Source organism: Streptomyces sp. NPDC002779, from assembly GCF_042888685.1.
Lineage (GTDB): Bacteria > Actinomycetota > Actinomycetes > Streptomycetales > Streptomycetaceae > Streptomyces.
In genome coordinates, this window is record NZ_JBIAQC010000005.1 from 266,725 (window position 1) to 280,109 (window position 13,385).

Consider the following 13,385-nt stretch of genomic DNA (forward strand, 5'->3'; position numbering starts at 1 on the left):
GGGACCGGTATGAGGGATGCCACCTCACGCCAGGCCCGGCTCCGCTCCCCAGGCCGCCGCGCACAGCGTCCGCTCCACCTCGGCCGTGTAGTGGGCCGCACCCAGCCAGGCTCGGGCGAAACGATCGGCGTCGGCAGGGATCAGGCGGCCGAAGGCATCGCGATCCCGGTCCGCGGCCGCCGCGTGCAGCTCCTCCAGCAGGTCCCCAGCGGTGGCGAGACCGAGGCGGCCCAGACGCCGGGCGTCGGAGGCGCTGTCGCCGGGGAACGCCAGCACCCGGCGGCCCCCCGAGGCGGCCTGTTGCACTCGGCGGCGCAGCAGGTGCAGCGGGGGTTCATCGGGAGGGGATGCGACAACCGCCGGTGCGGGAGCCGTGGGTGCGGGGCCGGGCAGGTCCGCGTGCTGGAGGCGGTCGAAACCCAGGTCCACGCGGGCGTCGGGGTCGGCGGGGTGGGCCGTGGCCAGCAGGAGGGCGCGGGCGTGCGGGGCGCGGGAGAGACGTGCCACGACGCGCAGCCGGGCGCCCGGCGCGGCGGCCAGCAGCCGCAGGTTGTCGCGGTCGGGAAGCGCCGGATGGTCATGGGCGGCGGCAAGACGGACCGTCAGACCGCCGCAGTCGGCTAGCAGACAGTCACCCGCCGCCTCACGGACCGTGCCGAGCAGCGTGACGTCCAGGAACAGCAGGTCGTGCCCGTCCTCGGACAGAGCCCGCAGCGCCTGCTCGGCAACCGGCACGGCCCACAGCCGGTGCAGCGGATCGCCGTCCCACGCCACCCCGGCCGCGCGCACAGCCCGTACCCCCTTGCCCGCGCCCAGCCGCCCGGTCGGCGACACCGTCGCCCCGGACACCGCGAGCCCCGCGCGGGACAACTCCCGGTGCGTCAGCGCGGTGTCTCCAATGCGTACGGCACGCTCGGCGGCGCCGACCGCGCGGCCCGCCCCGCCCGGCGCGACGTCGGACACCGTGTACAGGCGGCCCTGCGCGTCGGCGGTCCAGGTCACGGCGCCCGCGTAACCGGTCGCCGTGAGGACCGGCTCCGAGAAGAGGCCGTACAGCCGCAGGGAGCCGTCCGGGGTGTACGGCTGCCGCACGCTGCCGCGCAGCGCCGCCAGTTCGGGGCCGGTGGCGCGCGGCAGGCGGTGCGCGGCGCTCAGCACGGCGTGGAGCGCGGTGACGAGGTCGGCGAGGCGGTACGACGGATCCGCTCCGCGCGCCGCGCGCAGCCCGGTGACCACGGCGACCGCGGCCGCGGCGGCCCGGGGCAGCCCGGCGAGCCGCGCGGTGTGCGCCGCGCGCAGCAACTCCGCCTGCACGACGGCCCCGGCGCCGTCCGTACCGGCGTCGAGCACGGCGGCCGCCGCGGCGCGCAGGGCGTGAACGGCGGTGAGTTGGCCGGGGGTTGCGGTGGGGTCGGGCTCCGGTGGTGGTGCTGTGGACGTCGCGGGGGCGGGGTTCGGCGGGGCTGGCGGGGTCGTCGTGGGGTTGGGATCCGGTGGCGTTGTGGTGTTCGACGTCGGGAGGGGATCTGGCGGTGCTGCTGTGGTCGTCGTGGGGGCGGGGTTCGGCGGGGATGCCGTGTCCTCTGTGAGGTCGGAACTCGACGGGCCTGCCGAGCCCGTCGTCGGGTCGGGATCCGGTGGTGCTGGCGTGGCCGCCGCCGGGTCGGGATCCGGTGGCGCTGCCGTGGTCGCCGTCGGCTCCGCGGCGTCGTCCGGGGCCGGGGCGTCCGCGACAGGTGCCGCCGATGCGATCGCGGCCCGGTGCAGACAGGCCGGCGCCAGCAGGCACCCGCACCGGATCGCGTCCGCGCTGCTCACCACCCCGCCCGGCGCGTGCAGTTCGAGGTCGGTGTCGTCGTCCACGGCCACGCGTACCGTGTCGCCGTTCACGACGGCCGGACGCCCGGCCAGCTTGGCGACACCCGCGTCCAGCCGCTTGCGCAGCCGGGGCGACAGCGCTTCGACCAGTTCTGCGGTCACATCCGGCGCGACCGGCGGAAGGCCCGGGCTCATGCGATCTTCTCCCCTACCCAGCGGGCGAGTTCGAGCGGACTGAGGGCGGCCACCGGCATGCCCGCGGCGACGAGCTGTCCCGCCACGCCGGTGGAGTAGCGGGGGCGGCCCGCGTCGTCGAGGCTCGCGCAGCCCAGCACCTGGCAGCCGGCCCCGACCAGGGCGCGCACCTCGGCTAGCAGCCCGCCGAGCGGATAGCCCTCCTCGAAGTCGCTGACGACCACGACGAGCGTCCGCGACGGCACGGTCACCAGCTCCCGCGCGTGCCGCAGCCCCGCGGCGATGTGCGTGCCGCCGCCCACGCTGACCTCCAGCAGCAAGGACAGCGGGTCGTCGACATGGCCGGTGAGGTCGATGACCTCCGTGGAGAAGGCGAGGAAGTGCGTGGACAGCGTCGGCACTCCCGCCAGCACGGAGGCGGTGAGGGCGGCCCACACCGTGGACGCCTCCATCGACCCCGACACGTCCGTGACCAGGATCAGCCGCCAGTCCGCGGCCCGCTTCGCCCGCGTACGGAACACCGGCCGCTCGGGGACGACCACGATCCGCCCGTCCGGGCCGCGCCGCGCCGTCGCCAGGTTGGCGCGCAGGGTGCGCGGCAGGTCCAGGCCCCCGCCCGGCCGCCGCCCCGGCCGCGGCAGAGCCGTACCGTGCAGGGCCGGTCGCAGCCGCGTGGCCAGCTCCCGGGTCAGCGCGTCCACCAGACGCCGCACGAGCGGGCGCAGTGCGGCCAGCCGGGCCTCGGGCAGTCCGCCCGCATGCCGCAGCACCGTCCGCAGCAGATCCACCGAGGGCCGCGCACGCTCCGGATCGAGCTCGGCCAGCACATCGGTCCGCCCCGACGCCGCCGCTGCCGCCAGCACCTCCTCCCGGATCCCCGGCCCGAACAGCGCCGCCAGTTCCTCGGACCACTCCCGCACCCCGGGATAGGGGGCCTCCCGACCGCCGCCACGGCCGCCCGCGCCGGGCAGCCCGCCTCGACTGCCCTCACCGCGCCCGGTGCCGTACAACTCGTCCAGCGCGGTCGCCAAACCGGCGGCGGAACGCGGCAGTTGATCGGTGCGCCGGCCCAGCACGAGCCGCCAGCGGTCGGCGGGGGAGAGGCGGTCATCCTCCAGGACCGGAGCGGTCCCGGGCTCTTCGGGCGCCGCCGGAAGGGCTAGTGGCGCCACCGGGTGTGATTGTGGCGCCACCTGGATGGATCGTGCCGCGACCGGGACTGATCGTGCCGCCGCCGGAGGGGCAGCCGACGCCGCCGGAGCGGCAACCACCGCCGGAAGGGCAGCCGACGCCGCCGGGAGGGCTCGCGGTGCCGGCAGCAGCCCCAGCCCCTCCAGCCCCGCCCGGGCCACCAGATCCGCGCGGGTCCAGGCGGCGAGCGCGGCGGGCTCCACCGCACCGATGTCGGTCACGTCTGCCGTGCCGCCCAGCCGCTCCTCGACGGCGGACAGCAGGCGTTCACGCGCCGCCGGGCTGAGCGTGTCGAACCCGCCCCGCAGCGCGGGCAGGCGGTCGAGGAACGCCCGGTCGGACACCTCCACCACCCGGCTCAGCAGCGGCTCCAGCGCGGCCGAGGCCGACTCCAGGAGCGGTCCGGCCGCGGTCAGTACGCCCGTGAGGCGCGCGGTGAGATCAGACCGGGACTCCGGCCCGGTCGCCGAGTCGACCCAGGAGGCGATACGGCCGCCCAGCGCGCCGGGCGCCTCGTGTCCGAGCAGCACCCGTACGGCCCCTGCGGCGCCCCGCATCAGCGGCGAACCGTCGGCGGCCAGCCGGGCCAGCGCGTCGGCGAGCCGGATGTCGCCCAACTCGTCGGCACGGTGGGCCAGTTCGAGCAGGGCGTGGGCGTCCGCCGGGTCCTCGGAACCGGTGAGCCCGTCCACCTGTCGCACCGCGGCGGACGTCAGCAGCTCGGCCACGGCGGCGGCCCTCGCCGTACGGTCCTCGTCGGCGCCGAGCCCCGGGATGTGACCGGCGCGCAGCCGGTCCGACAGGGCGAGGGCGGCGAGGAGTTCGGGGAGGGTACCGGAGTGGGGCAGCACGTCGGCGACATCGGCGAGCCGTTCGTCCGCGAGGGCGGGCAGTCCGCACTCCGCCGCCTCCCGCAGTCCCCGCAGCGTCTGCTCGGCCATACTGCCGCCCTCGTCCCGCTCCGTGCGCCGACGCTCGCGCAGCACACCCTCGGCGGCCTGCGCCGCCGTGACCCCGCGTACGCCCGCCGCGGTCAGCATCGCCGCCGTGGCGGGAGTCCAGCGCACCTCCCACCGCGAGGTGAGCGCCTCGGCCCCGCCCGCCCCGGCCACCTCCTGGGCCCGCCCGTACGGCACCCCGCACACCGTCAGCCGCCGCAGCAGCACCTCGCGTCGGCGGTCCACTTCCGACCGCAGCGGATTCAGCCGCAGATCACGCGGGGCGCTGCCGTGGCCCGGGCCGGGCAGTCCGAGCGCGGCCACCTCCGACTCCACCGCCGGAGCGAGGCCGCTGCGCGGTGCGCCGGGCGCGGGCCGGCCGGTACGGGTCCCGACGAGGACGCGCTCCATCGCCAGGGCGACGGCCCTGCCCCGGCCGTACGGCTCGCCTTGCGCGAGCACCGTCTGCACCGCCTCCGCCAACTCGCCGCGCCCTGCCGCGGGCAGCCCCCGCAGCCGAGCCAGATCACCGGCCAGCCGACTGATCTCCCGCGCGTCGGCGGGCCCCGACGGATGCCCCAGCGACCGCAACGCGGCACACACCTCCACCGCCGCCCGGGTCAGCGCCTCCTCCAGCGCGGCGGGATCCCCGGCCGCGCGCAGCACCAGGTGCTGCCACTCCGGGTCGCGGATACCGGCCGGGTAGCCGGACCGTTCGTCCAGCAGGGCGTAGGTGTACGGGATGAGAGAGGTGATCCAACTCCCGCCCGCCGCGGGCGCGTCCAGCTCCGGGGCGGGCTCGCCCGCGGTCAGTGCCGGGGCATGGAACGCGCCGACGACCAGCGCGGCCCGCGCCCCGTCGGCGGTCGCCGCCGCCAGCCGTGCCCGCATCCACCGCTCGCGCCGCAGATCCAGCTCGGGCACGCCCCCCGAGGCCGCCGCGTCCTCGCGCAGCGCCCATCCCGTCAGCAGCGCCGCCCGCCGCAGCGCCTCCGGCGGCGAGCCCGGCGCCGTGGCCTCCACGAGCCGGTCCCACAGATCGTCCCCCGAACGCCCGGTGAGCCGGGCCCGCAACGCATCGGCAATCCCAGGCCCGACACCCACCGACCCCGCCGACCCCACCGACTCCGGACCGACGGAGACCGGTCCCGCCGTATCGCGCCCCTCGGGGCCGCCGGAGGCCGGTCCCAGCGGCCCGCGCCCTTCGGGGCGAACGGACGCGGGTCCCGCCGTATCGCGCCCCTCGGGGCCGCCGGAGGCCGGTCCCACCGGCCCGCGCCCTTCGGGGCGAACGGACGCGGATCCTTCCGAACCGCGCCCCTCGGGGTCGACAGGCGCAGGCCCGACCGCACCGCGCCCCTCGGGGCGGACGGGCACGGGTCCCGCCGTATCGGACCCCCCGGGGCCAACGCCCGTCGGCCCCGCCGCATCGCGTCCCCCCGGACCGACGGGCGCCGACTCGACCGCACCGCGCCTGCCTGGGGCGACGGACGCCGGTCCCGCCGAACCGCGCCCGCCCGGGCCGGCGGACGCCGGGCGCAGCGCGGCTTGTCCCGCTCCCCATGCCCGGTCGGCCAGAGGCAGGTCGCAGGCCAGGACCGGGATCCCCCGCCGAGCCGCCCAGCGGATCGCGGCCAGCTCGGGGGAGAAGTCGGCGAACGGGTAGAACGCCGGTCCGCCGCCCCCGTCCGGCGGCGCTGCCGCTAGGGCGACCGGGGCGCGGGTCTCCTCGTGGCCCAGCCACGGCAGCCACTCCTGCATCTCGGCGGGGAGTTCGACGAGCACCACGTCCGGCTTCGCCGCGTCCAGCAGGGCGGGCACCGCCGCTGCCAGGGACGGCGCGTGGTGCCGTACGCCGATGAGGTACGGCCCCGCCGGATCGGTCAGGGCCGCCACGGCCTCGTCGGGGGAGAGGGGCATGACCGTCAGCCCTCCAGCACCGTGCGCAGGTCCCACAGGGTGCGCCAGGTGGCGGAGCCCTGCTCGGCGCGCCGTCGGACCGGGCCGTCCCAGTAGCCGCGCAGCCGGGCCGCGTCGGCGGGGTCGTCCTTGCGGACCACCCCGAGCAGATGACCCGGCAGGAGCCCGAGAACATCGCGGTCGCCCGGGAAGTACGCCGCCGCGAGACCCAGCGCGCCCGCCACCGACACCGCCTCCGCGGTGCTCATCACGGTGGACGGCCGCTCCACCTCCCAGCCCTCCGCCGACCGGCCCTCCCGCAGGTCCCGGAAGGCGGTGACCAGGGCCTCCAGCACCGCGTCGTCGACCTGGAAGGCGGCACCCGCCCGCTCCACGGACGCCCGCGCCTGACTGCGCACCAGCGCGGTCTCGGCGTCGAGGTCCGCGATGGGGCCGACCGTCTCGAAGTTGAAGCGGCGCTTGAGCGCGGCGGACATCTCCGAGACGCCCCGGTCGCGCAGGTTGGCGGTGGCGATGAGGTTGAAGCCGGGCGCGGCGTGCGCCAACGCATCCTCGCCGCCCGCCAGTTCGGGTACGGCGATACGCCGCTCGGAGAGCAGGGAGACCAGCGCGTCCTGCACCTCCGGCAGACAGCGGGTGACCTCCTCCACCCGGGCGATGGCGCCCCGCGACATGGCGGTGAGCACCGGCGAGGGCACCAGCGCCTGCCGACTGGGGCCCTGGGCCAGCAACAGGGCGTAGTTCCAGCCGTACTTGAGCTGGTCCTCGGTGGTGCCCGCGGTGCCCTGCACGACCAGGCCGCTGGTGCCGCACACGGCGGCCGACAGCAGCTCGGACAGCATGGACTTGGCGGTGCCGGGCTCGCCGACCAGCAGCAGCCCGCGCTCTCCCGCGAGCGTGACGACACACCGCTCGACCAGCGCCCGCTCGCCGACGAATTTGGCCGACACCGTCAGGCGCCGCGGCACGCCGTCCGGTACCTCGGCGGTGTCGGGCAGCTTCAGTGCCTGGCCGCCGCTGCCCATGACGAACGTGACGACGGCCCGGGGCGTGAGGTGCCAGGCGGGCGGACGTGGCCCATCGTCGTACGCGGCGAGGAACGCCAGCTCGGTGGCGTGCAGATCCTCGGGCGGGACGATCTGGCGGGCCGGGGCGGAGGGCAGGGTGAAGGTCATCGGCGGCGATTCTTCCGGTCCGTGGGCGTGTGGCTGGCGTGGTGCTTCCGGTCGGCGGGCGTGGGAATGGCCTGGTGCTTCTGGCTGGCCCGGTGCTTCCGGTCGGTAAGCGTGCGCGTGGCCTGGTGCTTCCAGCCGGCGGGTGTGTGGCCGGCCTGGTATTTTCGGTCGGCGGGCGTCGGAGTGGCCCGGTCCTTCCGGTCGGCCGGCGTCTGGCCGACCTGGTTCTCCCGGTCGGCCGGCATGTGCCCGGCCAGTCGCGGGGTCGTCATCGGCGGCGTCCCCTCCGCGTGATCAGCTCCTCGTACGCCGGTGCGTCGCCGGCGCGGACCCGTTCCCAGGCGCGGGCGAACAGTTCGGGCAGCGGGAGGTGCGGCACGGTACGCATCCGCTCGGGTATCGCGTACAGGCCCTCCTTCCAGCTCTCCACCGGCAGCGCGGCGCCCTTGAGGTCGCGCCAGCCTCCGGGCAGGAAGAGGGCGCGCCCGGCGCGCGGCCGCTTGGCCTCGACGACCAGGCCGGTCGCCGCCAGTTCCACGCGGGCCTTCTTCAGCCGGGCGGGCTTCCAGCCGGTCCAGCGGGCGCAGTTGCGGTCCGTCGGGTCGGGCAGGGCGAGCAGCTGGAGGTAGAGCGCCGCCGCGTCCTCGCCCAGGCCGTGGGCCGCGGCGACCTCCGTGACCAGGTCCGGCACGCTGACCATGGGGTCCTGGGCGTACCCGGCGGGGCCGTCGGCGGCGACGGCCCGGGCGAGGTCGTCGCCGAGGAGTGCCCGCAACCACCCCAGTCCCGCGCCGCGCTGGGGTCCGACGAGCCCTTCCAGGAGGCCGAACACGGAGTCGTCCGGCCCGGTCAGGCCCGCAGGGCGGACCAGGGTGATCTCGCTGTCCCCGTGCCAGGGCCGCAGCACCAGCGCCTCGCCGACGCGGATCTGGCCCTGCGCGTCGGCGCCTCCGGTCTCCGCGAGCCCGTACGCCTTGCGCACCTCCACGGCCGTGGGGCCGCCCTTCTCCGTCCACTCCACGCCGAGCGGGAGCACCAGCTCCGGGTCGGCGAACCGGCGGCGCAGCGCGGCGAGGCTCTCCGGGAGAACGGGGCGCAGGGGGTGCCCGTAGGGGAGGGCGTAGGCGAGCGAGGCCAGGGCGGCCACGGCGCTGCCCAGGTCGTAGTGGCTGGGCAGGGCGGACGGGTCGTCCGGGACCCAGCTGCCGTCCTTGTCGGGGCGCAGGGCCGTGGTCCGGCTGATCCAGCGGGTGCGCCCGGGGTTGAGGACCACCCCGGCGGAGGCGGCGGGCAGTCCGGCGAGGTCCGCCGAGAGTTCCTCGGGCACCCGGACGACGGAGCCGAGCCGCTCGGCCCACACCCGGCCCGCGCCCTCCAGGTCCGGCCCGGTCGACCACAGGTCGGCGGGGTCGGCGGGCAGCAGGGCGCCGAGCAGTGCGGTGCGGTCCTCCGTGGTGAGCGAGTCGAGCATGCTGTTCGCCTGGTCCATCCGGCGCGGCTTCAGGCCCATGACGGCGAGCGTCTGCGCGTCGTGATCACGCGGCTGGGCGGCCAGCAGCACGGTCGCCTGGAGCGGCCCGAGCCCGCCCCGCGTCACGGCGGCGAACGCCTCGGGCGCCTCGGCCCGCCAGGGAGCCGCGCCCTTGTCCCGGATGAGCCGGGCGACCGCGGCGAGCCCGTCGGCGGGGAACCCCTGGCCGTGCCGGGTCTCGCGCTCCAGGGTGAAGTGGGTGATCGCGCCGAACCGGCCGGACGGATCGTGGTCCAGGGCCAGCCAGTTCACCCTCCCGCGCGCGGTGTCGATGTTCTGGCAGCCGAGAATGACGACGGTACGGCCGTCCCGGCGCAGTACCTGGCCGACGCGGTGCTGGTTGTCGCGCGGCTCGCCGAGGAGGACCTCGCGCAGGCTGTCCCCGGGTGCGGCGAGCGGTCCTTCGGCGAGGGCCTCGAACAGCAGGAGCAGCGCCTCGCGCTGGGCCTCGGACACCGTCGGCAGGGCGGCGCGGTAGGCGAGCGGGCGCAGCACGCCCAGCAGCGACGGCCAGATCATGCCGATGCCGGGGACGGTGTGCTCGTCGCTGGTCCAGCCGTCGCCGAGCGGGGCCGGCCGGCCGGGTTCGGCGGACAGCGGCTTGCCGTCGGCGGGCTGTCCGGACAGCACGTGGTTCACCGCGCGGATCTGGCGCAGCGCGGTCCACTGGCGCTGGCTGCTCCAGCCTCCCCACAGCCCGGCGATGCCACCGGCGGCGCTGTTCAGCGTCCGGTCGTCGCCGTGCTCGGGGTGGTAGTCCGCGAACATGCCCTCGGTGCGGCGGCGGTCCGGGCGGTCCCGCTCGATGGGCGGGGCGGCGAGGGCGGTGGCCGACTCGGTGAGCCGGAGTGCCGCACGGACCAGGGCGGAGACGCCCAGCAGCAGCCGCCCGTCGGTGACCTCGGGCAGTGCCGACGCGACGGCCCGCACCAGGACCTCGTCGGCGGAGGGGAGCTTGCCGCGGGCCTCGGCGTCACCGGCCGCCGCGAGCTGCGCCCGGTGCTCCGCCAGGGCGGCGGTGCCGGCCCGCAGCAGGCCGGCCGCCCGCTCGTCGCTCAGGGCGCGCAGCACCGCCGAGGCCCGCTCGTCGCGGGGGCGCAGCGCGTGCCAGAACGCCACCGGAGGTACGTACCGGCTGCCGGCGGCGAACTCGCTGCCGCGCTCGCCCACGGTCACCCGGCCGAGCAGCCCGCCGTCGGGCGCGAACAGGCCGATCTGCCCGCCGGTCATCGCGACCACCGGCGCGGCGCCCCCGGGCAGCCGCAGGCAGCCCAGCGGAACGCCGCCGGTGCGGCGCAGGACCGCGGTCCGGCCGTCCGGTGTACCGGCGGTCGTCACCGCCTCGCCGCCCGTCCCCGCGGTGCGCACCCAGCGGCCCAGGACCGTGCCGTCGGTGCCGAACGGGCTCTGCTCCAGCCCCGGTTGCAGGGGCAGGACCTCGCACAGGCGCTGCTCCAGCCGGGCGTCCTCCCGGACGGCGGACCGCAGGAAGGCGGGCAGCGAGGCACGCCCGTGCGTGCCGGTCGCCGGGTCGTACTCCAGCCACACTTCCTGCCGCCCCTGCCGGCCCTCGCGCCAGCAGGTGGTGCCGTCGCCGATGACGGCACGGCCGGCGGGCAGGACGGTGTCGCCGGCGTGCAGGGTGCGGCCGCCGGTGGCCCGGCCGCCGCCGGGCAGCGGGATCGAGGGGTAGCCGAGGTGACGACCGTAGCCGTAGCCGAGCTGTTCGCCGCCCAGGGTGAACACCTCGGACGGCCGGGCCGACCAGTAGCCGACCTGCTTGCCCTCCTGCCGCCACATCACCAGCAGCTCGCCGTCGGTCCAGCGGAACTGCGGGCGGTTCCAGCGGTCCAGCTCGACGGGCAGCCGCAGATCGTGCTCGAGCAGCACCTTCTCGGGCCCGACGACGACCGCCTTGTGTCCCCGGGACAGGATCAGTGCGGGCCAGGCCTCGCCGACCGCCAGCTCGTCGTGGTGGCCCTTGCCGCGGGTCTCCGTGTCGAGCAGCCGCAGGCCCTCCTCCAGGGCGGGCCAGCCCAGTTCGTCCAGGATGCCCGCGCGCAGGGTGCGCGCCAGCACCGGCGTGACGTCGTGGGCGGCGACACGGGCGACCGCCTCGGCGTGGACACGGGCGGCCACCGGACGGAAGGGCCGCATCCGCTCCAGCGCCGTGCGGGCCGCGGGCAGGCCGGTCGCCCCGGTGTACTCGGCGGCCGAGTCGGCGAGCCAGTCGCGCAGCACCTCGCCCAGTACGGGATGCCCGGCGACCGGTTCCAGCACGCCGGACAGGGCATGGTCGCCGCTCAGGGTGCCGATCGCCTCGTACAGCAGCCGCCGCAGCCGGGGGTCGGCAGCGGTGGCCGTCAGGTCGCGGCGGCCGGCGCGCTCGTCGCGCAGCCACCGGTCGAGCCCCAGATGGACCCGGGTGTCCTCGTCCGGCATCGCCAGCGGCACGTCCTGCGCCGCGCACAGGTCGAGGAGGTCCGGGTCGGCTCCGGCGTGCCAGCGGCCGGTGAACAGGTCGACCGGCCGGGCGTCGGCGCGCAGCCGGTCCGCCATGCGCGCGACCAGCGCGAGGGTGGCGGGGGAGCGCCAGGAGACCGCGGCGCCGTGCTTGCGGTGGCTCGCCCAGCGGCCGAGCCAGTCCGCCGCGTCGACCGCGCCCGCCGCTTCGGCGTCCTCGCCGGTCAGCAACCGGTCGGCGCCGGTCTCCGCGAGCAGCCCCAGCCAGAACTCGTCGTCCTCGACGCTGCGGCCGAGACCGCTCGGCATGATCTCCAGCAGCCGCACCCGTACCGCCGGGCGCTGTTCGGCGAGGACGGTCAGGGTGGCCCGGTAGGTGTTCCAGAAGGAGGCCGGGGCCCGCACGGCGGCCGGGGAGGCGATCAGGTCGGCGACCAGCTCGCACTCCTCGGTGACCCGGGACAGCCCGGCCGCCTTGATCAGGCTCCGTGCGTCCTGCGGCAGCGAGGCGTACGGCGGCATGCCGGCCGCGCAGCGCTCCACCGTCAGCTGCCGGTACTGCGCCCACGCCTCCCGCGGGTCCAGCCGCCGGGCGAGGTCCTTCACATGCTCCTTGAGGGCCTTGACGGTCAGCGCCCCGGCGAAGGCGAACTCCAGGAACACCGCCCGCTGCCGGTCCTCGTCCACGGCAAGCGCGTGCACCCGCTCGGCCTCGCGCGCCTTGCCGAAGAAGGCCGCCGCGTAGGTGGTGTTCTCGTGCTGGAGGAAGATCCGGGCCGCCTGTTCGTAGAAGGTCGGCAGGAAGTGCGGGACGGCTCGGCCGAGCCGTTCGCCGAGCTCCTCGAAGCCCTCCTTGGCGGTGCCGGGGCGGGACTTGGCCTGGCGGGCGAGCCGTTCGACGTCCTTGACGAGGGCCAGGGCGTGGTGGCCGTTGGCCGGGTCGTGGACCAGTGCCCAGGCCGGGAAGCCGAGGGTCTCGCGGCGCACCTGGCCGATCTCGGGCGCCTGGGGCTCGCGGGCCAGCCCGAGGAACTCCAGGGCCAGGTCCTCGGCCTCGCCGAGGGTGCCCGGGACCAGCCGGACCACGCGCCGGTCGTCCAGTGCGGGGTGGGTGTAGGTGCGGACGGTGAGGGTGTCCGCGTCCTCGCGGGCGGTGGTGCCCGGCGGCAGGACGGCGCCCGCCTCCAGCAGCGCGGCCGCGGTGGTCTCGTCGTACGTGCTCATGCGGCCTTCTCCTCGTCCTCGATGTCGCGCCCGGCGTACAGCGCGGCCGCCATGCGCATCCCCTCCGACCAGGCCACCGGCCCGACCTGACCGAGCCTCAGCACCTTGCCGCTGCCGTCGGTCCAGGTGAGCGGGCCGGTCTCGGTCTCCAGGTAGGTGTCGTAGTCGCCGATCCAGACGCGGGCCTCGAGCGCGCGGCCGTCCTCGCGCAGCGAGCAGACGGCGTCACCGCCGCGGACGCGGTAGCCGAGCTGGGTGGTCCTGCCGTGCAGGAACCGCAGCTCCTTGAAGGCCCCGCCCGCGTAGTCCTCCACGGCCGTGGCATCGGCGTCGAGATCCGCGGGGCGGTGCCATACCTCGCGGAACAGCTGCTGGGCCCGCTGCTCGACGCCGAGTTCGACGGCGAACTCCCGCAAGTCCTCCAGGTCCTCCAGCAGCACCGGGTGCGGGATGCGCACGAGTTCGGGGCTGATGCGCACGGTGTCGCCGTCGAGGTCGACGAGCCCGAGTCCGCGGTCCGGGTCGGCGTCCCGCAGGAAGCCGGCGACCGCGCCGTCCGGGCCGGTGACCACGAGGTCGCGCAGGGCGTGCTGCCAGGCCGGGTCGGGCCACACCCGGGCGACGACCGCCAGTGGCACCGGAAGCGAGCGCACCATCCAGCGCTCCACCTCGGTCAGGCACTGCCGTTCGTGCCGCTCCAGCCACTCGGCGAGCTGACGCAGCCCCACCAGCGCGGGCTCGTCCGCGAGTTTGGCCGGCACCGACTTCAGCCGTCGCCCGGCCGCGTTGCGGCACACGACCTTCCCCGCGTCCAGAGCGACCTCGTAGTCGCCGGCCGTCACCCACCCCACAGGTGCCTCCCCGCACTCAGTGATCAAGTGACGGGAACTCTAGGCGAGACCACTGACAACGCCCCGCCGGGGCCTTGGC

General features: G+C 76.5%; 6 protein-coding genes. All 6 read right to left on the bottom strand.

Features of this window, described 5'->3' with window-relative positions; genetic code table 11:
• Nucleotides 1-24: 24 nt before the first annotated feature.
• Genes ACFYW5_RS16660 through ACFYW5_RS16685 form a run of 6 tightly spaced genes read right to left on the bottom strand, consistent with a single transcriptional unit; the run spans nt 25 to nt 13,306 of the window.
• Nucleotides 25-2,013: a hypothetical protein gene (locus ACFYW5_RS16660; protein WP_389417711.1), complete on the bottom strand. Its 1,989-nt coding sequence runs from the start codon at nt 2,011-2,013 to the stop codon at nt 25-27.
• Nucleotides 2,010-6,062: a DUF5682 family protein gene (locus ACFYW5_RS16665; RefSeq protein ID WP_389417712.1), complete on the bottom strand. Its 4,053-nt coding sequence runs from the start codon at nt 6,060-6,062 to the stop codon at nt 2,010-2,012. Before ACFYW5_RS16665 ends, ACFYW5_RS16660 begins: the two co-directional genes overlap by 4 nt.
• Before the next feature lie 5 nt (nt 6,063-6,067).
• On the bottom strand, nt 6,068-7,237 hold the full coding sequence (locus ACFYW5_RS16670) for an AAA family ATPase (protein WP_389417713.1): 1,170 nt from the start codon (nt 7,235-7,237) through the stop codon (nt 6,068-6,070).
• Entirely contained in the window at nt 7,234-7,509 is a 276-nt protein-coding gene (locus tag ACFYW5_RS16675) for a hypothetical protein (RefSeq protein WP_389417714.1), read from the bottom strand. The genes ACFYW5_RS16670 and ACFYW5_RS16675 overlap by 4 nt, the downstream gene beginning before the upstream one ends.
• Nucleotides 7,506-12,455 (bottom strand): hypothetical protein, encoded by a 4,950-nt coding sequence (locus ACFYW5_RS16680; RefSeq protein WP_389417715.1) that lies wholly within the window; start codon nt 12,453-12,455, stop codon nt 7,506-7,508. Before ACFYW5_RS16680 ends, ACFYW5_RS16675 begins: the two co-directional genes overlap by 4 nt.
• Complete coding sequence (locus ACFYW5_RS16685; protein WP_389417716.1) at nt 12,452-13,306, bottom strand: DUF4132 domain-containing protein; 855 nt, start codon at nt 13,304-13,306, stop codon at nt 12,452-12,454. The genes ACFYW5_RS16680 and ACFYW5_RS16685 overlap by 4 nt, the downstream gene beginning before the upstream one ends.
• Nucleotides 13,307-13,385 lie beyond the last annotated feature (79 nt).